The following is a 19421-nucleotide window of genomic DNA, read 5'->3' as shown; positions in this document are numbered from 1 at the left end:
TCAGCAACTGCCGCCGCCGCAGCATCCGCTCGGCTTCGCCTCCGTCGCGGTCTCGACGAGCCCGGCCCAGCGGGCCAGCTCGCTGCGGCTCGGATAGCGCCCGGCGAGAGCGACCTCGCCCGCAACGAGCACCAGAGGCAGCGCCTCCTGCCCAGAACGCTCCAGAAAGGCTTTGACGATCGCATTCTCGGCGAAGGCGAGCGGCTGCTGCGCCAGATTAAATCGCTCGATGCGGGCGCCGTTCTGCTTCGCCCAATCGACATCGGCGGCAAAGCTCACCAGCGCCTGATCGACCTCGGTTCCGCAGACGCCCGTGCTGCAGCAGAGCGCCGGGTCATAGATTTCGATTGCCGTCATATCCGTCTCCCTCGATTGCTATGCCGTCGCCACGCGCCGGCCGGCGGAATCGACGATGAGTTCGCCGTCCTCCTTGTAAAACGCGCCGCGCTGCGGCAGCGGCAGAATGTCCAGCACCGCCTCCGACGGACGGCACAGCTTCACGCCCATGGAGGTGACGACGATCGGCCGATTGATGAGGATCGGATGCGCCATCATCGCATCGAGCAGCGCCTCGTCGTTCAGCGTCGGATCGCCGAGGCCGAGCTCGTGATAGGGCGTGCCCTTTTCCCGCAGCAGCGCCCGCGTCGATATCTCCATTCGCGCGATGAGCTGCTCGAGCAGCGCGCGCGTCGGCGGCGACTTCAAATATTCGATCACATGCGGCTCTATGCCGGCGTTGCGGATGAGGCCGAGCGTGTTGCGCGAGGTTCCGCAATCGGGGTTGTGATAGATAATCACGTCGGACGCGCTCATGCGGGCTCCTTCGCGCCGCAGCACGGCGCCTTTGCGGGAAGCTCCGGCTTCGGCGGACAGCATTCGCCCTGCGGCGTCGTCGGCGCGCAGCAGGCGTTCGCCTCGCCCTTCAGCGCATCCAACGCCGGCTCGCCGCCATAGACCGCGCTCTCGCCCGTCGTGAGAAAGGTCTCCCACATCAGCCCTTGCGGATCGGCGATCCAGGATTTTTCCGACTGCGCATAGCAGCAGGTGGTCGCGCCCTCTTCATAGATGCGCCCGCCGGCCTGCTTCAGGCGTCCATAGACGTCTTGCAGCTCATCCGTGGTTTCGACCTGAATGCCGAGATGCTCCAATCCGAGGCTCGACCCGCCTCGCGCGGAAATGGCGAAATTCACGCGCGGATCGTCCAGCATCCATTTGGCGTAATCGGGCTTTGCGACCGTCGGCGCAGCGCCGAACAGCGCGCTGTAGAAGTGGATGGATCGCGGCAGGTCTTCGACGGACACATGCAGATGCAGGCGCTTCATGGAACCCTCTCGGTCTGGCAGGTCGTATCGGCTTCCGTGACGCAGCAAGCGGCGGCGTCGCCCTTGCAGCAATTCTCCGTCAGATAGGCGAGCAGCGCATTCATGACGGGATAGGCGGCCGAATAGATCAAGGAGCGGCCGTCCCGACGGAAGGTCACGAGATCGGCGTGCTTGAGCTGATTGAGGTGGAAAGACAGAGTGGTCGAAGGAAGCCCCAGCCGCTCGCTGATTTTTCCAGCGGGAAGCCCCTTGGGCCCCGCTTGCATCAGCAGCCGGAAAATATCGAGGCGGGACTCGTGAGCGAGCGCGACGAGGGCCGCGATGGCGGATGTCTTTTCCATAGTTCCAATATATTTGAACTGTTTTGGTAGTCAAGGCGTAGAGGGAGGGTTTCACTTTTCAGCGGCGAGCCCGAGCGATCTTTGGCGGGTACACCGTCTGGATCAGTTGACGCTCCGCTTTGGCAACTTTCGCGGGCGTTCGTGTAGCTACTGCGGATTTTTCGCGCAGGCGTCTGGGCACGGATAAAATTGTGAGCCACCGTCGCTTAGGTGATTGCTATAACGTTATATGCGGTATATGGTTTACGTCACGTCATAGCGATTTGCGCCGTACACGACGTATAGCGCCGCGGGAGTTGATGATGCCAAAAATCGATATCTCCGAAGACCTCTTCGCTCGTGTGCAGAGCTTTGCGACACCGTTAGTGGACACCTTCGAAACGGTCTTGACCAAGGCGCTGGATGCCCTGCAGGCCCAAACCAGCGGTGGGGACGGCGATATGCCATTGGCAAAACGCCCATTGAACCCAGCATCTGCGCCCAATCTTTCTTTCACTACGGTGCATTCAGTCATTTTGAATGGGAAGCGCCTTCCCCCTGCGGATACATACTGGAATAACCTGCTACGTGCTGTGATAAATGAAGCCAAAAAGACGCTGTCGGGGGACGAAGTGAAGGAGTTGGTGATCTGCAACACAGTTCTCGGTAAGAAAGAAGAGGATGGATATAACTATCTTCCCCAAGTTGGAATATCCGTGCAGGCAACCGAGGCAAATAAGGCTTGGAAAGCTACTTACCTTGTCGCTGAGGCGATCAAGGCGTCTATTGAGGTCGAGTTTAGCTGGCAGGACAACCCGAAGGCGGCGATGCCTGGCAAATCCGGGAAGTTCGTTCTGAATTGGAAGTGAATATTAAACTGCGACGTTATAAATAGATGGGCGCGCCCGCTTCATCCCTTAAAATCAAAGCAATCATGTGAGGTTACTATGAATCGTGGTTCGAAAGAGGCAGAAATTATGGATTTCCTGCAAGAGCGCGTCTTTCAACCAATACTGTCATCTCCCGCTGCATCAGAACGGCTTAAGCAGGGGGTGCGGCTAACAATCACCCGCATGAGCCAGCGCGATTCTGCTGGAATGATCCATTATTTTTGGTCCGCGATTGTCGGGACCGAGCGAGCCAACAGCTTTGCCGCGCAAATGCGCCGAGAGGGGTTCGAACGTTTCGAAGAGGCCATTGACAATTTCAAAGCTCGATTTGAAAAGCCAAAAACGATCAAACCAGCGCGCTAGAATTCCCACAAGCCGCCAATATCGAACGGTGCACGAAGGTCTCCGCTGGGTCGGATGCGGAATCTCGAACTCGCCCATTACCGAGGCAACCTCCCTCCGGTCACGCCGCGCTCGTCACCGCCAGCTCCGTCGCCCCCTCCATCGTCGCAATATCGGCGAGACGGCTCTTCAGCGCCGCCCGGTCCAGCGTTTCGAACGGCAGATTAACGAAGGCGGTCAGCCGCGCGCCGAGGCGGCGATAGCCTTCCATGAAGGCGGCGCGCTTCTGCGCGTCATCGCCCTTCACTATCGCCGGGTCGGCGACGCCCCAATGCGCCAGCAGCGCGTTGCGCGGCCAGGGGCCGCAGGGCTGCTCGCATATGTCGTCGCAGAGGGTGATGACGAAATCCATGCGAGGCGCGTCGGGCCTCGTGAATTCCTTCCAGCTCTTGGAACGAAACGCCCGTGTGTCATAGCCGAGCGACGACAGCAATTCGACGCCGATCGGATCGGGCCGCTCGGCGGGCCGACTACCCGCGGAAAAGCCGCGGAAGCGGTCGCCGCCCTCACGGTTCAGGATCGCCTCCGCCAGAATTGAGCGCGCGGCGTTGCCGGAGCAGAGAAACAAAACATTGCGCGCCCGCCTGCTCGCCGATTTCGGACGCTTCTGCGGAAAGGCGGGCGCGGAGAGCGTGAGATCATCCAGCGACGCGCCGAGATCGGCCAGCATCGTCGTGAGCACATGGCCCAATTTGCCGGAATTGGCGGCGTAGATCACCGAGCGCCCCTCGCGTCGTCCAAGGACGAGGCCCGCGCGTTCGAGATGGGCGATATGGGTCGAGAGCGTATTGTGCGGCACGGCCAGCAGGCGGGCGATGTCGCCCGCCGGCAGCCCATAGGGAAGATAGCGCAGCAGCAGACGATAGGCCTCGAGCCGAGTCGTCTGCGCCAAGGCCTCGAAAATGCCGACGATCTCCTCCGCGGTGAGCCGATCTTCCGCCATTTTCTTCCTCCGCCCTTCGCGGAAGATAGCCCATTCGTCGATATTTCGCTATGTCTCGACGAAATGCGCCAATGGCGGCGCTCAGGCGGCGCCGTCGACGGGCTTCGCCTTGCCGATCTCCTCGAGCCGCCTCTGCAAGGAGAGCTTGTCCAGACCCTTCATCGGCAAGGAAGCGAAGATCGAGATACGGTTATTGAGCATGCGGAATGCGTCGGCGAAGGCCAGATGCTTTTCGACCTCGGTCCCTTCGACAGCGGCGGGGTCGGGCAAGCCCCAATGCGCCGTCATCGGCTGGCCTGGCCAATAGGGACACTCTTCTTTCGCAGCGTCGTCGCAGACGGTGAAGACGAAATCGAGCGGCGGAGCGCCGGGCTCGGCGAATTCGCTCCAGCTCTTCGAGCGATAGCCGTCCGCCTTGAACCCGGACTTCTCCAATACGGCCACCGTATACGGATTGACCTCGCCTTTTGGGCGGGAGCCCGCGCTATAGGCTTTGAATCGACCTGCGCCCACGCGATTGAGGATCGCCTCGGCGATGATCGAGCGCGCGGAATTGCCGGTGCAGAGAAAAAGAACATTATAGACTTTGTCTTCCGTCATTGGGCTCCCTCCCGGCTATTGCCGTTATGTCTGGACCTCTCGACATATTGATATATCGCTCCTCGCCTTTTCTGCAAAGCGCGAGATGGAGCCTCGATCCCGATTTTGACGCCGCGCCCCTGCTCTTCGCCGCATCCCGGAAGAAGTGCGAGCGTCGCGACAACCTGCAGCTTTTCGACAAGCTGAAGAAGACGGCCAGCTCCGCGCTGTCGCTCACCCCATCCGCGACGCTGGCGACGGATCGCGCGCCGAAGCGGCTCATCCAATGCGCCGCCCGCACGTATGAGAATCGCATCCGCTACGCTGACCCGCGCCATGGAGGACGGAAGCATCCTTCGCCTCGAGGAGCAGCAGGACCCGCTCATCGCCGTGCTGTCGGAAAAGACGCCGCCGACCCCCGAGCTCGACACGGTCGTAGACGCAATTTCCCGACCTCATGGCGACGGCGCTCACCGGGCGGGACATGGGCGCCTCTCGCGCTCGTCATATCGCGGACGCTCGCGGCTCGCGCTCGTTCGGACGCAGACCATTCGAAGCCGGCGCCGGCATGGCCTCGAGCAGATGGCTTCGAACGCCGCGCCTACTCGGCGGTCGTCGGCTCCGGCGACGCGCTGGTCGCAGCGCCGTGCTTGCGGAATCCGCGCGCTTTCCTTTTCTTCCACCAGATATAGACGCCTGTGACCGAAAGCATGGCGATAGCGAGGCCGAGCGCGCAGACGAAGATGCGATATGGAAGGCCGAACACATTCGCCATGTGCAGCTCCATCAGCCATGCGGTCAGCGTATTGCCCGTGCGCGCGCCCGAGGGCGGAGCAAAGCTCGATAGCTCGCCGCCATGAGCGTCGAAATAGACCGAAGTGCTCCCATATTTCTCGCCGATGTCGAGGCTGCTGTGCGCGCTGTAGCGATAGCGTCCCTCCTCACGCTCCAGAGCGAGCGCAACCTGCCTGTCGACCGTGAAGCCTTTCGCTTTCGCCTGCTCGTCCATCAGCCGCGCGCCGATCGCCTGCGCCTCCCGCCACCCCAGCGGTTCGCGACCATCGGAAGCGGATGGCGGCGCGGGCTGCGCCCAGATCGGCCGCTCGAAATCGAGCAGCAGCTCCGTCACGCTCATATAAAGGCCGTTCAAATTCATGAACACGCTGGACCAGGCGAAGACGAGCAGCGCCGCCCACAGCCACAGGCCGCCGGCGCGATGCAGATCGAAATTGACGCGATAGAAGGACGCGCCGGATTTCACGAGCCAGGACGGTCTCCAGCGCTGGAGAAAGCCGCGCTTGTGCGCCCCGCCCTGCGGCGGCAAAGTCAGGTAGAAGCCGACGAAGCAATCGATCGTCCAGGCGAGCGCGACGAGGCCGAGAATCCAGCCGCCGAATTCGCCGAGCGCCAGCGCATAATGCAGACGATAGACGAAGGGCAGGATCGTGCTCGTTCCGTCGGGCAGCCCCTTAGTCGAGCGGCGGCCCAGCTCCTCGCCGGAGCCTTCGTCGAGGAAGAGCTGATTGAAGTCGAGCGGAGACGCGCCAGGGCGCGCCTCCATGCGAATGGTCGCCGAGCCCATTCCGTTGAAGAAGACGGATTGGACTTGCGCCTCCGGGACCAGCGCCTCGGCCCGCAGCGCCAGCGCGCCGGCGTCGCGCGCGACGCCCGCTCGCGCGCCGGGGAAGAGCCGCGGCGATAGCCATTGGTTCAGCTCCGGCAGAAAGGCGAGCAGCGCGCCGGTGAGGCCGACCAGGATCAGAAACCCGGCCATCGTCAAGCCGACCCAGCGATGTACGATAACCCAGAAGGAACGCCGCATCTTTTAGAACTCGACTTTGAGCGACCCGAGGAAGGTGCGCGGCGCGCCGGGCATGGCGAAAGTCCAACTGTTGGAGCCGGCCCAATAGGTCCGATCGAACAGATTGTCGATATTGAGCTGCGCGGTGAGCTTCCGACCCGCGACCTCGAAGCTGTAGCTCCCCATCAAATTGAAGATCGCATAGCTCGGCAGAACATAGCTGTTGATCGTGTCGCCGTAACGATCGTCCAGCGCCACTACTCCGCCGCCGAGCTTCAATCCCGCGAGATCGCCCTGGAACTCATAGGTGCTCCATAGGCTCCCAGAATTACGCGGGGCGAGGAACAGACGCTTGCCCGTGTTGCCGGCGCCGCCGTCCCAGCCGACGTCTTTGTTGATCTTCGCATAGCCGAGATAAGCGTAGGTGGCGATGATGCGCCAGCCGGGCAGCACTTCGCCAGAGAGGTCGAATTCCAAACCACGGCTCTCCGCCTCGCCGATCGTGCGCGAGAGCGTCGGATTTGTGGGGTCGGGAACGCCGATATTATTCTTCGTCAAATCAAAATAGGAGGCCGTCGCGGACAGCCGTCCGTCGAAGAGCTCTATCTTGACGCCGCCCTCCCATTGCCGCGCGGTCTGCGCGGGAATCATGTTGCCGGTCGCGCCCCTGTAGAGGCTGTTGGAAACGCCGAAATTCTCGGTGTAGCTTCCATAGATCGAAAGCCATTGCATGGGACGCCACAAGACCCCCGCTCGGGGGCTGATGCGATTGTCCCGCGTCGAAACGAGCTGCGAGACATTGTTCATGCCGGTCGCGTCGTCGTAGCGAAACCCGCCGAGCAGGAAGATGTCGTAAGGCAGCTGCATCTGATCCTGAAAATAATACCCTTGCCAGGACTGCGTGAAGCTGATCCTCGACAGGAGCGCTGGATCGAGCGGAAACCTGTTCGGCAGATAGCTAGGCGAGAAAATGTTGAAGGCGGGAGCCGCCTGGCAACAGATCGTTCTCAGACTATCGTCGATATGGAAGTAGTCGTATCCGAACAAGACATTGTGCTTGACGCCGAATGTCTCGAACTTTCCGGCGAGATTGGCCGTCGTGTAGTAACGATCGGAACGACCGCCCGGCAAGGAGACGTTGAAGAAGCGATCGAGCGTTCCGGTGGCGTTTGCTTTATCGAAGAAGAGGCTGTTGTTTTCTCCGAACCGCCAGAGCTCGCCAATGAACCGATGACGAAATGTCCAATTCTCGTCGAGATCACGAGACCAATTGAAGCCGAAGAGATAGCGATCGCCCGTCGATCGGTTCGAATTGGGCTCCGCCACATAACGCGTGCGCGGAACAGGAGCCGTGCGATTGCCGATAGGCGGAATGCCGGGGTCGGCGGTGTCGTTGAAGTGGGAATATTCGAACTCGGCCGTCAGCTGTGTGTGGTTGTCGATGTTCCATCGCACCACAGGCGCGATGAAAATGCGGTCGTTGTGCAGAAAATCTCGGAACGAGCCGGCGTTCTCATAGGCGACGTTGATTCGGTAGAGCACAGATTTGTCCGAGCTGATCGGCCCGGTGGCGTCGAGAGTCGTGCGATAGAAGTCGAACGAGCCGATCTGCTGCTGGATCGCATAGCGGCGCTCTTCCAACGGCTGCTTGGTGACGACATTGACGATGCCGCCGGGCTCCGAACGTCCGTAGAGGATGGAGCCGGGCCCCTTCAGCACTTCGACGCGCTCCAGATTCGCCGTGTCGCGCTTGCTGGAGCCGCCGCCGAGCACGTCCGGAATCAGGAAACCATCGCGATAGATCGTGCCGTTCGAGAAGCCGCGAATGAGAAAGGCGTCCGATTGGCCCTGATTCCACGGAATCTGAATGACGCCTGAAACGTTCTGCAGCGCCTTCTCGATCCTCACGACCTGCTGGTCCTGCAGCACCGCCTGCGGAACCACATGAACGCTGGCGGGCGTCTCCATGATCGGCGTGTCGGTCTTGGTGGCGGAGCTGGCGTTGGGGAGCCGATAGGCATTCTGGCCAGCAGCGCCTCCCGCGCCACCCACGACGCCGCGCGTCTCCGCCCCCACATCGATCGGCGGCAGCGACTCGGCCCCGGCGTCATTGCGCACGCCATTGTCCGCCTGCGCCAGAGTGATCAGCACCGAGCGGCCGTTATCGGCGAATCTGTAAGTGAGCGTGGTTCCCTCCAGCAGAGCGCGCAAGGCGTCCTGCGTGGTGAATTGGCCGGACAATCCGCGCGTTCGCACGCCGCGCGTCAGCCGCGCGTCATAGGAGAGCCGAAGATCGTTCTGATCCGCGAAGGCGGTGAGCGCTTCCGTGAGCGGGATTTGGTCGATGCGGTAGAATTTGACGGCGCCGGTCCGCTCCTGCGGAGCGATGGCGGCCTCGGCCGGACGGGAGGTCGATCCTGAGCCCGCCATCAAAAAGCCGACTGTCGCCGCCGCGATTGCCGAACCCATGTCGCTCTTCCCCTTCGGGGCCTTCGTCCTCGCCATTGCGCCGCCTTTTGAATTCATCGAGGGCGCGAAAATGCCCCCTCATTGGATTCAACGTGGTCGATCTGCGCCTCGGAACCATGCCGAAAAAAAAAGCCTCGAACTTTTTTCCGGGCGGGTGGAATTTCGGCGAAGGACGTCACTCGTGGAGCAGGATCAGATAATTCGACAAGCGATAGGCCGAGAGGCCGAGCGCGGTTTCGATATCGGCGAGGGCCTGCGTCGGATCATCCGTGCGATAGACGCCGGTCACGCGGCGCGCGCAAATCTCGCGGCGCAGACAATAGACGACGCCATGACGATAGCGGCCGAGCATGGCGAGCACATCGCCGAGCGCCTCGTCCTCGACGATCAGCCTGCCGCGCCGCCAGGCGGTGAGCTTCGCCACATTCGCGGCGGCCGGCGCGCTCGCGGAAGAGCCGCGCAGGAAGCTCGTCGCCTGCCCTTCCCGAGCGACGACCTCCGCGCCGCCGCTGGCCACGGAAACGCTGTGCTCCGTGACCGTCACGCGCGCGCCATTCTCGTCGAGGGCGACGTCGAAAGACGTGCCGAGCGCTGTCGCCGAGCCGCCGGCGGCCTCCACGACGAAGGGTCTCGACGCATCCGGCGCCACATCGAACCATGCCTCCCCGCGCAGCAGCGTGAGGCGACGGCGCGCCGGCGTGAAGTGGAGCGCGATCGCCGAGCGCGCGCCGAGCTCGACATGCGATCCGTCCGCGAGCGTCACGCGACGCGTTTCGCCGGCGCCGGTGGAATAGTCGGCGACAAACGGAATGGAGAGATCGCCGAGCAACAAGGCGAGAGCCATAGCGGCGGCGGCGCCGGCCATGACCGGGCGGCCCCTGCGCCTCGCCGGAGCTTGCTTCGCAGGGCGGCGCAGGCTCAGCCTGGCGAACTCGGCGGATAATCCCTCGGCCTCGCGGAACGCCGCCGCATGCGCAGCATCGGCCGCGAGCCAAGCGTCGAGCGCCGCCTGCTCCTTGCGCGTCAACGGTCCTTCCTTCTTTCGAAGGACCCAGTCCACCGCAATGTCGTGCGGGTCTTCCGGCGTGTCGCTGTCGAAGCTCATGCGCGTCGCCGCCTGACCGGCATGGACATTGATTTCGGGAATGACGCCGCAGCGCGCCGCCTGGCCCCGCTCCTGATCGCTTTGCCCGCGCCCTCTATAGAGTACAACGCGCTGGATGGAAAAAACGGAACCTCGCGATGTAACAGCATAATCAGCGCGCCGCCTCGCGGCAGCGCCGAAAGGCGAGGCGGATATGCCGCCGCGCCATGCTGTCGGAAATGCCGAGCCGCGCGGCGGCCTCCTTCACCGGCAGGTTTTCCTGCATGACGAGGACAAAGACCTCGCGGCATCGGGGCGGAAGCGTTTCGATCGTCGCGATCAAAAGCCGCGATCTGTCGCTCTCCTCGCTCGACGCTCCGGGCAAGGCTTCGGCCGAGGGCGCCTCCGGCAGCTCTTCCTTGAATTCGAGATATTTCGCCTCGGTATTGCGCCGCCGCGCGAGATCCCGCGCGAGGTTTGTCGCGATCGTATGGAGAAACGCCTCTGGATCGGGCATGGCCTCGAGCCCGCCACGGCGCAGAGCGCGGATGAAGGTCTCCTGCAACAGGTCCGGCGCGTCGTTCGCGCCCGCTTTGCCGCGCAGGTAGACGAGAAGCTGACGACCGTGGCGCTTGAAAAGCTCGCCCACGGAGCGCCGCAATGCAGAATCGAGCATTTTGCACCGGCGAGGGCTGATCGAGATCGCAAAAAGCCCGAGCGGCGGTCCCGGCAGGGAGATCGCTACGCCTCTAGGGCTGGCGGCAATGGGATCGAGAAAAAGCGCGGCGGGGCGCGCTGCGACCACGAGCTGATCCAGCCGGCCGGCGATGATGGCTCCACCATCCGAGACTCGTCGCCCAGAACGATCTCGGCGGCCCGGAATGAGAGAACGGCGCCGGCTGGGAGGACCGAGAGAAAACCCGTCGGACCATCGATCTGGCCGGCCCGGCACGGAATGCAGCAGGAGCAAGAAAAATGCGGTCCAGGGGAATGGCGATGGCCATCGGCGCCGCCGGACGTGGCGCAATGGCCGGCCTCTGCGGCGACGACCCCCGGTTCGACAGCGGACAAAGCCGCGACCGCCATGCCGGGCAAGACGAGAGCCCAAGCCAAGAGGCCCACGATCAATAGGCGGGCTATTCCCTTCGGCCAGAGCGCGAACTTATCCATTCTCCATACGGAACCCCCGGATGCTGGCGAGTGTCAAGCGCGGGGGACGGCGAGCCAGCGAAACCCTTTCCCTGTTGCAGAAGCGCAACAGAGACCGCCGCGGCGCCGACGAAGCCGGAACCCACCCCGGTCCTTCGCCGCGCGAACCGAAGGCGCCGTGATTTTTCGAGACCTCAGAGCCGCTTCGATTTCGCGAAAGCGTCTCGGCCGACCTTGTCGGCGGACAGCCGGAAACCGGCGAACATTTGCTCCATCATCGCTTTGACCGCCGCCGGAGCCCGCTCCGGCTGGCCGGCGTCGAATGGCGGCTCGGGCGCATATTGCGCGATGAGCTGCACGCCCTCGGCGTAAGTGCGGTCGCGCAATTCGCCGACCAGAGCCAGGGCGAAATCGAGGCCCGCCGTCACGCCCTCCGCGGTGATGCGATTGCGATCGCGCACGAAACGGCCGGGCGTCGGCGTCGCGCCGAAGATCGGCAGCAGCGGCTTCGCCGACCAGTGCGACGTCGCACGATAGCCGTCGAGCAGGCCCGCCGCGCCGAGCAGAAGCGAGCCCGTGCAGACCGAGGTGACATATTTCGCGCGCGCGCCGCGGCTTTTGATGAAGCGCAACGTCGGCTCGTCCTGCATGGCGGCGAGCGTGCCGGAGGCGCCGCCAGGCACGCAGAGAATATCGAGATCGACCGGCGCATCGTCGAAGCTCGCATCCGGCGTGATCGTCAATCCCGTATCGCTGACGACCGGCGTCTTGCTCTTTGCGATCACGAAAGCCGTCGCGCCCATCAGCCCGGTGAGCATGTAATGCGGGCCGATCATGTCGAGCGCGGTGAACTCCGGATAGATCAGAAAGCCGATCTTCTCATTGCCGGACCACGAGGCCGGCATGTTCGACATATCGTGATCGGCCGTGACCTTCTGAGCCGCGCGCGCATCGAGCGCGCCGCCGGCGACGAGCGCGGCGAATGCGGCCAAGGCTTCGCCGAAGCGGCGGCGATCGAGCGTGTCCAATGGCCCCTCCTACATTTTCACGGAAACGGTGGCGAAGAATGTGCGCCCCTCCCCCGGCGCGACGCGCCCGGAGAGATAGGGATATTGGACGTAATAGCGTCGATCGCCGAGATTTTTGGCGGCGATCGAGAAGGTGAAATTCTCGTGCTTGTAGGCGACATCGGCGTCGAATGTGATGTAGCCCGGCGTCGTCCAGGTGCGGCCGAGTTCGACGCGCGAGGATGAGGCGGCGTAGAAGCCGGCGCCGAAGGACCAGCCCTGCAGCGCGCCGTCGAAGGCGTAATGGCCCCAGAAACGGCCGGAGTCGCTGGGCGTCCCGACGAGGCGCGCGTTCATATATTGCGTGTTCTCATCGCTCGTGACCTTGGCGTCGATATGGGCGTAGCTGCCGAGGAAAGAGAGATTTGGCGTCGGCTGCCAGACGAGGTCGGCCTCGAATCCATGCGAGTTCTGCTCGCCGGTCTGCCTCTGAGTGAGGGAGCCGGACACGGCGGTCGGCACATTGGTGCGCGTGAGATCGAAATAAGCGAGCGTGCCCGAAAGGCCGAACGGACCGTCGAGCTTCACGCCGCCTTCGAGCTGTCGCGACCCTTCGGGCTTGGGCGGCGCATTATTGGCGCCCGAGAAATAGCTGACCCCGCGCAAGCCTTCAGAATAGCTCCCATAGACGGAGAGCCAGTCGGTCACATCATAGGTCGCGCCGACGCGCGGCAGCACGCGCGTCGCGCTCGCGTCATAATGAGTCGGCGGCGTGACCGCATTTTCGGTGAAGTGGATATCGACCGTGGCGACGCGCAGAGCGCCGAGGAAATGCAAGCGATCGAAGATCGTCGACTGCAATTGGACGCTCGCTCCTGCGTTCTGATAGCTATTGGCGATCTTCGTGAACACCACCGTGTCCGCCGCCCCTTCGACCGGCAACCGAAAGGCCGGGAAATATGGCGCGCGAAAGTCGATCAGCTGCGGGAAGCCGAAGAAGGGATCGGCGTCTGTCGCATTATTGCCCGCCATGACTCCGTGATCGACGACGCGATTGAAATCGCCGCCGACGAGCAGACGATTGCGCGTCGGGCCATAGTCGAATTTCGCGACGAAATTGGAGCTGATCGAGAATTCGGTCAGCTTCTGATCGAGAATGTCGTTCGCGACATAGAATTGCGACGGCCCGCCATAGACGCCGTAGGGACCGAAGTCGTACGTGGTCGGCTCATTGCCGAAGAGGAGTTGCGACGGCTCGTGAATTTTCGTGACCGAGTAGCGCGCCGTGGTGAAAGTGGAAAATGTGTCGTCGAAGGCGTGATCGAAGCGCGCCGTCACCGACTGCGATTCCGTGGAGGTAACGGGAAGACCGGCATTGGCGAGGAAGGCCGTGCGGCGAATGGAATAGAATGAGCGATCGACAGACCCGACCGCCGGCAGGCCGGGATAATCCTGCTGCTCGCGCCGCGCGATATGGCCTTGCAGCGTGAGCGAGGTTCCCGCGTTATTGGTAATGGTCAGCGTCGGATCGAGCGTGTAGCTCTGGCGGCGGATCGTGTCGACAATCGACTGCGATGTCTCGAACTGGCCGGCGAAGCGGAACAGCAGCGTTTTCGATTCATTGAGCGGCTGATTGATGTCGAGATAAGGACTGCCGAAGCGATAGCCGCCGGCGCGCACGCCCACTTCCGCGAACCGATCCGGTGTGGGGAGCTTCGACACAATGTTGACGACGCCTCCGATCGGGCTCGACCCACCTTGGAACAATATATTGGCGGGACCCTTCAAAACCTCGACCCGCTCGACATTGACGAGCAGATCGCGCTCGCCGAGCGAGCCGTAATTCGGCAATCCGTCGATATAGCGCTCCGCGTCCATTCCGCGCAGCTTGACGCCGAGCCCGCCGGGAAAGCGCGGATCGAGCGGCGTGAGGCCGGAGATGTTTTGGAAGAGTTCGGACTGCGAGATGGCGTTTTGATCGTCGATCAGCTTGCGCGGGACGACGACGACGGAAAGCGGCAGCTCCTTCAGCGGCGTGGCCATGCGCGCGATGCGCGCGGTCAGCGCCTGATAGCCGCGCACTGGCCCGGCGGTGGTCTGCTCGACATCCGTGGCGGTCTTTGCGGCGGCCGCGCGGCGCTCATCCGCAGCGATGGAGATGGGCGGCAGCGCCTCTTGCGCGGCGGCGCCGGGCAGGCCGGCCACGACGAGGGCGAGCGCGCTTACCGATCGCAGGGAAAAACGACGATTCATGTGTGGCCTCCTTGATCGCCGCTCTCTCGACGGCGTGGATGTCGTAGCGTCCGACAGGGGAGCGAGGCCCGCCAGCCTCCAACCCTCGGAGCAGCGCTCTAAGGACCCCACTTAACCCGAATGTAACGTGAGCGCCGCCTCCATGGCTTTTCGCGGACTGTGGCGCCGGCGCAACAGTCACGCTCGCGTCCGCTTGCCACCGCCACATTTGGCCACGATAATCCGCGCTCCCGATAGACGCGAGGCGGCGCCGAAAGATGCGGGTTCTGATGGTGGAGGACGAGCCGGAGATGGCGAAGCTCGTCGCGGGGAAGCTCGCGCGTTCGGGCTTCGTCGCCGATCGCGTCGGCTCGCTCGACGAGACGATGGAGGCGCTGCGGCAGCACAAATATTCGCTGGTGCTGCTCGACCGTCGTCTTCCGGACGGCGACGCGATCTCCATATTGCCCGAGATTCGTCGAGCGCAGCCGTCGATCCGCATCGTGATGCTGACCGCGCGCAACGCTGTCGAGGATCGGATCGAAGGGCTCGACGCAGGCGCCGATGATTATGTGACCAAGCCCTTCGACGCCAATGAGCTGATCGCGCGCGTGCGCGCCTGCCTGCGGCGGCCGGGCGGCGAGGCGGCGACCCCGATCGCGGTCGGCAGAATCGTCTTTCATCCAGATACGCGCGACGTCAGCGTCGATGGCGCGCTGGTTCTGTTTCACAAGCGTGAGCGCGCTCTGCTGGACATTCTGCTGCTCAACGCCGGACGCGCCGTGCTGCGCGACCGGCTGCTCGCGGAAATCTACGGTTTCGCGGACGATGTGCAGGCCACCGCGCTCAGCATGCTGGTTTCGCGCCTGCGACGCCGGCTGCTCGATCTCGACGCCGGCGTCGAGATTCACACGGCGCGCGACGTCGGCTATCTGCTGACGGAGCGCAAGGAGAAATGAGAAGCCCATCCCTGCTCACGCGCTTCGTGCTCGGCATCACTGCGATCGAGCTGCTCACCTATTTTCTCATTTGGCCGGTCACGGCGATCCTCGCCACTTACATGGGGCTCGCAGTGACCGACTCCGTCAATTATTGGGCGGAGTTTCGGGCCATCGAGGTGGTCGACGCCGCGCTGGTGAAAGACGCCGACGGCTCCGCCCATATAGAGGAGACGCCGGCGCTGCGCGCCTATCAGGCCCGCAATCCCAATTTCCGTTTCGCGATCATCGACAGCCGCAACGGCGCCGCGCTCGCCGGCTCATCGGAGGCGCTCGCGCGCGTTTTGCCGAGCGGCGGCGGGATCATCGCCATCCGAAATTATTTCCGACTTCCGAATGATCCCGATCCCGACGCGCGCGGCGTCTTGCGGGAGGCCAAGCCGCCCTATCGGGTGGCGATCTATGGCTACACGCTGCATTGGGACGATCTCGGCGCCGTGATGCGCATGCTGGCGGATCGCACGCAGATCATTCCTTTCCTGCCCTTCGTCGTGTCGGCTATTCTCATCTCCTGGCTGATGACGCGCTTCGGGCTGACGCCGCTCTACAAAGCGAAGGACCAGCTCGCCAGCATCGATTTCAAATCGGTCGACCAGCGCATAGACGGCTCCAAGGCGCCCAAGGAGATCGCGCCGTTTCTCGGCGCGCTCAACGCCGCTCTGGCGCGGCTCGAGGACGGCGCCAAGCAGCAGCGGCGCTTCACGGCCAATGCCGCGCATGAGCTGCTCACGCCGATCGCGATTCTGCGCGCGCGTCTCGACGCGCCCAACGAGCCGGGCTTTCTCGGCGATCTCGCCCGCGACATTCGGCGCATGCAGTCCATCGTCGAGCAATTGCTGGTTCTCGCCCGCGGAGCGGAGCGTGGAAGCCTCGTCGCCGAGGACATAGATCTCGGCGCGCTCGCCCGCCATATGATCGCCGACTATCTGCCATTGATCGTCGACAATGGCCGGGCGATCGCCTTCGATCCCCCGGCGACGCCGGTCGTCGTCCGCGCCAATCGGCAAGCGCTCGAATGCATGCTGTCCAATCTCATCAATAACGCCCTGCGCGCCGAACCCGTCGGCGGGACGATCGAGCTTCGCGTGCGCGCCGGCGCCAGCCTGGAGGTCGCCGACCATGGCGAAGGGGTCGCGGCGAGCGAGCGGGAACTGGTCTTCGAGCCCTTCTGGCGCCGGACCGAGACGACGCGCGGAGCCGGCCTCGGCCTCTCCATCGTCAAGGAACTTTCGGAAAAGCAAGGCGGCAGAGTCTTCGTCGTCGAGACCCCGGGCGGCGGCGCGACATTCGGCCTCGCGCTGCCGGATCGGGGAGCGTCATGACGCGCAGCGAGCTGCAGGACGCGAAATGCGCCGTTGCGACGTCCGCGGACGACGCTCACGAGGATGCGGCGACATGCGCTCGCGCGCGGCGGCGTCGATAATCGGCGACCGCGCGCGCGATCGGATGCCGACCGAATGCGAGCTCGGCGATGGGCGCCACGAAGATCGCGGGAGCTGCGCCGCCGCCGACCTCGACTTGGCACATGAGGCCGAAGGCGTCGCCGGCGTCGAAAACATTGGTCACAGTGCATCGCCGGTCCGAGCCGCGACGCCGCGCGGCCGCGATCGACAGAGCCAGCGACCGTCCCCTCGGATGCGCCATAAGAGGCAAGCAGGGTCGAAGCGCATCGATCAGCCCGCGAGCGTCGGCGGCGCGCGCCGGGTCGACGTCGTTAGAATCCATATCTCGAGCAATATTTGTCATGTCGAAATCTGCTTGCGTGAATGTCGCTATGGACGTTTCGGTGAATGCGACGCGCTTCCGGCAGTCGGACGCAGCGCTCGACGAGCAATCCCTCATCGTTCTCCGAGACGAGCCTCCTCGTCGTCGGAGATTGCGCCCTGCTCTACCGCCTTACACGCCAATGAACGAGGAATATATAATAGAAATAACTTCAGGCAAACAAAATACATAACGTAGATACATGTAATTTCTATCCGTATAGAAGCAATACGCTCACAATACATACAGCCGGATACGTAATATTTCCCCTCTGCGCAGCTATTTCCCCGCGGCCTGCGTCTTCCAGGGATCGGCGAAGCGCGGCGAGGTGAGCAGAGTCTCGTCGGTCAACGCCTTCAGAAAAGCGAGCAGATCGGCCTTCTCCTGCGGCGTCAGATCGACCTTCACGATCAGCGGGCTCTTCAACGGATTGGCCGCGCCGTCGCCGGCGTTGGGGCCGCTCGCGATCTTCCGCCCGCTGCGCGCATAGATATCGATGACCTCCTCGAGCGTCGCGACCGTTCCGTCATGCATATAAGGCCCTGTCACCGCTATGTTGCGCAGTCCCGGCGCGCGGAACTTGCCCATATCGTCCGGGTCTTGCGTGATGTCGTAGAGGCCGTGATTGGGCTCTGGATAGGCGCCCTTTCCGTTGATGTCGTAGAGCCCCGTATTGTGGAACGGCGTCTCCGCCTCCCGCGTCTTGGCGTGCACGAATTGATCGTCGAGATTGACGCTGCCATGGCAGTGATGACATTCCGCCTTCTCGCCGAAATAGAGATCGTGCCCGCGCTGCTCCGCCTCGGTCAGCTTGATCTTGCCTTGCAGATATTGATCGTAACGGCTGTCGAAGGAAACAACGCCGCGCTGGAAAGCCGAGATCGCCTTGATGATCGTCTCGAAGGAGATCTGCTCGGCCGGCTTTTTCTCCGGAAAAGCGGCGGCGAACCATTTCTTATAATCCGCGTCATTGCGGAAGCGCGCGACGATCTCCGCCTTATTGGCGTCATTGACGCCCATCTCGATCGGCCGCTCGCCATAGAGCGGATTTTCCATCTGCCGCTCGAGCGTCACCAGCGCCGGATTGGCCCAGGTGAGCGTCGCATGCCAGCCGGAATTGACGATCGACGGCGCATTGCGCGGCGTCTTCTCGCCCGTGGAGCCGACGCTGACGACGCGCCCGTCGGTGAAGGCGCGCTCCTGCAAATGACAGGAGGAGCAGGAGACGGTCGCATTGCCGGAGACGCGCTTGTCGAAGAACAAGCGCCGTCCGAGCTGAAACTTCTCCTCCGACATGGGATTGTCGGCAGGCACGCGCGGCGGCGGAACATATTTGGGAAGCTCCCATTTCCATTCCGTCGGCTCTGCCGTCGCGACGCAAGTCGCCGCGACGGTGAGCGTCAATCCGAAGAGCGCGGCCCGGCTCATTGCTTTGCGCCCACGACTTTCGCCGGCGTCGTCGCGCCGACCTTGAAAATCGGCGAGAGGCCGGGCCTGGTCTGCTTGCCGGCGTCGCCGGCGCCCGCGGCGCTGTCGCCGAGATTGAGGCCGAGCGCGGCGAAAACGGCAAGACATTCGGGGTCGTCGAGCGCGCTCATGCAGCCGATCGCGCCGCCCTTGTCGGCGGCGATATCGGAATTTGCGAGCAGACGGGTCAAATCGAACTCGACGCGCTGCGTCTTGGGATCGAAGCGGTCGAGCGCCACAGAGAAGCGGTTCTCATGCGCGCAAGCGACGATCTCGCCGGTCGCCGGATTGCCCTTGCAGGCGGTGGAGCCGATATGCACCATCCACGTCCGCGTCTTGGAGCCGTCGGCCTTGACGACCGGCGTCTCCGGATCGAACTCGAAAGTCACGAAGCGGCGGCCGGCCTGCCAGTTCCACGCCATGCCGACCACATCGAGCGGCGCCGGCGCGGTCTCGACATTGGAATGATTGATCGAAACGGGCTTGCCGTCGACGATCGTCTCCACCGGGGCGCCGACCGAGAATTCGAGGCCCACATAGGCGCCCGCCGGCGCTTTGCCGACGATTGTCGTGTTCTTGGCCGGATTGCCCGGCGTGCATGGACTATTGCCGCCGCGCGCATCTTTGAAATCGAGCAGAGCGACGTCGCCATATTGCCATTCGCTCTGCTCCAGCGCCACCGGCGTGCGCTTGCCCTTGGCGTCGACCAGCTTGAAGCCATACACGTAGAGACGCGCTTCATGGAGCTTGGCGGACAGATGGCCCGTCCCCAGATTTGCGAGCGGCGCGCCGCAGCCGACCTCCTTGCCGTCGTCCATCAGCGCAAAGGAGATGGACACCGGCTTCGTCTCGCTGGAGGCGGCGAGAACCGGCCCGGAAACGCCGCAAAAATAGGCAGCCGCCATGGCCGCAAATCCGAGGTTTCGTAAAATCCGCATCTCGACTTCCTCCGCTTTTCGGCCGAGCGTTCCGCCCGCCGCAAAAATTCCCGAGG

The 19421-nt window shown here is 63.3% G+C and carries 19 protein-coding genes; 4 read left to right on the top strand and 15 right to left on the bottom strand.

The features are described 5' to 3' along the window. From arsD to METLW3_RS0108345, 4 genes are read right to left on the bottom strand one after another with little or no spacing between them, the layout of a single operon-like run. On the bottom strand, positions 1-357 hold the full coding sequence (gene arsD, locus METLW3_RS0108360) for an arsenite efflux transporter metallochaperone ArsD (RefSeq protein WP_024879499.1): 357 nt from the start codon (positions 355-357) through the stop codon (positions 1-3). A gap of 18 nt (positions 358-375) precedes the next feature. Then, the gene (gene arsC, locus METLW3_RS0108355) at positions 376-813 is read right to left on the bottom strand and encodes an arsenate reductase (glutaredoxin) (RefSeq protein WP_024879498.1); all 438 of its coding nucleotides are present in this window, start codon (positions 811-813) and stop codon (positions 376-378) included. Continuing rightward, on the bottom strand, positions 810-1322 hold the full coding sequence (locus tag METLW3_RS0108350; RefSeq protein ID WP_024879497.1) for an ArsI/CadI family heavy metal resistance metalloenzyme: 513 nt from the start codon (positions 1320-1322) through the stop codon (positions 810-812). The genes arsC and METLW3_RS0108350 overlap by 4 nt, the downstream gene beginning before the upstream one ends. Continuing rightward, positions 1319-1663 (bottom strand): metalloregulator ArsR/SmtB family transcription factor, encoded by a 345-nt coding sequence (locus METLW3_RS0108345; RefSeq protein WP_024879496.1) that lies wholly within the window; start codon positions 1661-1663, stop codon positions 1319-1321. The genes METLW3_RS0108350 and METLW3_RS0108345 overlap by 4 nt, the downstream gene beginning before the upstream one ends. A gap of 299 nt (positions 1664-1962) precedes the next feature. Between METLW3_RS0108345 and METLW3_RS0108340 the strand changes: the two genes are divergently transcribed. Further along, positions 1963-2511: a hypothetical protein gene (locus METLW3_RS0108340; RefSeq protein ID WP_024879495.1), complete on the top strand. Its 549-nt coding sequence runs from the start codon at positions 1963-1965 to the stop codon at positions 2509-2511. Positions 2512-2619: 108 nt separating this feature from the next. Then, on the top strand, positions 2620-2895 hold the full coding sequence (locus METLW3_RS27480; protein WP_245267259.1) for a hypothetical protein: 276 nt from the start codon (positions 2620-2622) through the stop codon (positions 2893-2895). A gap of 100 nt (positions 2896-2995) precedes the next feature. Here the strand turns inward: METLW3_RS27480 and METLW3_RS0108330 are convergent, their stop codons facing one another. From METLW3_RS0108330 to METLW3_RS0108285, 8 genes are all read right to left on the bottom strand, one after another. Next, entirely contained in the window at positions 2996-3877 is an 882-nt protein-coding gene (locus METLW3_RS0108330) for a helix-turn-helix domain-containing protein (RefSeq protein WP_024879493.1), read from the bottom strand. An 81-nt stretch (positions 3878-3958) separates the two neighbouring features. Continuing rightward, complete coding sequence (locus METLW3_RS0108325) at positions 3959-4477, bottom strand: arsenate reductase ArsC (protein WP_024879492.1); 519 nt, start codon at positions 4475-4477, stop codon at positions 3959-3961. A 580-nt stretch (positions 4478-5057) separates the two neighbouring features. Then, positions 5058-6278 carry a PepSY-associated TM helix domain-containing protein gene (locus tag METLW3_RS0108315; protein WP_024879490.1) on the bottom strand — a complete coding sequence of 407 codons (1221 nt, stop codon included), beginning with the start codon at positions 6276-6278 and terminating at the stop codon, positions 5058-5060. A gap of 3 nt (positions 6279-6281) precedes the next feature. After that, entirely contained in the window at positions 6282-8726 is a 2445-nt protein-coding gene (locus METLW3_RS0108310) for a TonB-dependent receptor (RefSeq protein ID WP_024879489.1), read from the bottom strand. A gap of 175 nt (positions 8727-8901) precedes the next feature. Beyond that, the gene (locus tag METLW3_RS0108305; RefSeq protein WP_024879488.1) at positions 8902-9831 is read right to left on the bottom strand and encodes a FecR domain-containing protein; all 930 of its coding nucleotides are present in this window, start codon (positions 9829-9831) and stop codon (positions 8902-8904) included. A gap of 151 nt (positions 9832-9982) precedes the next feature. Further along, a complete protein-coding gene (locus tag METLW3_RS0108300; RefSeq protein ID WP_348625813.1) occupies positions 9983-10459 on the bottom strand; it encodes an RNA polymerase sigma factor in 477 nt (158 codons plus the stop codon). A gap of 694 nt (positions 10460-11153) precedes the next feature. Beyond that, positions 11154-11987 carry a DJ-1/PfpI family protein gene (locus METLW3_RS0108290; protein ID WP_024879485.1) on the bottom strand — a complete coding sequence of 278 codons (834 nt, stop codon included), beginning with the start codon at positions 11985-11987 and terminating at the stop codon, positions 11154-11156. 9 nt (positions 11988-11996) lie between these two features. Continuing rightward, positions 11997-14219: a TonB-dependent receptor gene (locus METLW3_RS0108285; RefSeq protein ID WP_024879484.1), complete on the bottom strand. Its 2223-nt coding sequence runs from the start codon at positions 14217-14219 to the stop codon at positions 11997-11999. Between the two features lie 257 nt (positions 14220-14476). Between METLW3_RS0108285 and METLW3_RS0108280 the strand changes: the two genes are divergently transcribed. Next, on the top strand, positions 14477-15157 hold the full coding sequence (locus tag METLW3_RS0108280) for a response regulator transcription factor (RefSeq protein ID WP_024879483.1): 681 nt from the start codon (positions 14477-14479) through the stop codon (positions 15155-15157). Continuing rightward, entirely contained in the window at positions 15154-16518 is a 1365-nt protein-coding gene (locus METLW3_RS0108275; protein ID WP_024879482.1) for a HAMP domain-containing sensor histidine kinase, read from the top strand. The genes METLW3_RS0108280 and METLW3_RS0108275 overlap by 4 nt, the downstream gene beginning before the upstream one ends. Before the next feature lie 55 nt (positions 16519-16573). Here the strand turns inward: METLW3_RS0108275 and METLW3_RS28165 are convergent, their stop codons facing one another. The 3 genes from METLW3_RS28165 to METLW3_RS0108260 form a co-directional block, all read right to left on the bottom strand. After that, the gene (locus tag METLW3_RS28165; RefSeq protein ID WP_134188137.1) at positions 16574-16762 is read right to left on the bottom strand and encodes a hypothetical protein; all 189 of its coding nucleotides are present in this window, start codon (positions 16760-16762) and stop codon (positions 16574-16576) included. A gap of 477 nt (positions 16763-17239) precedes the next feature. Continuing rightward, positions 17240-18388, bottom strand: a complete 1149-nt coding sequence (locus METLW3_RS0108265; protein WP_024879480.1) for a methanobactin export MATE transporter MbnM — start codon at positions 18386-18388, stop codon at positions 17240-17242. Beyond that, a complete protein-coding gene (locus METLW3_RS0108260) occupies positions 18385-19332 on the bottom strand; it encodes an MbnP family copper-binding protein (RefSeq protein WP_051465392.1) in 948 nt (315 codons plus the stop codon). The genes METLW3_RS0108265 and METLW3_RS0108260 overlap by 4 nt, the downstream gene beginning before the upstream one ends. Positions 19333-19421: the final 89 nt, after the last annotated feature.

The sequence above is a fragment of the Methylosinus sp. LW3 genome (assembly GCF_000527115.1).
Classification (GTDB): Bacteria; Pseudomonadota; Alphaproteobacteria; order Rhizobiales; family Beijerinckiaceae; genus Methylosinus.
This window is presented reverse-complemented; position numbering and strand designations above follow the sequence as displayed.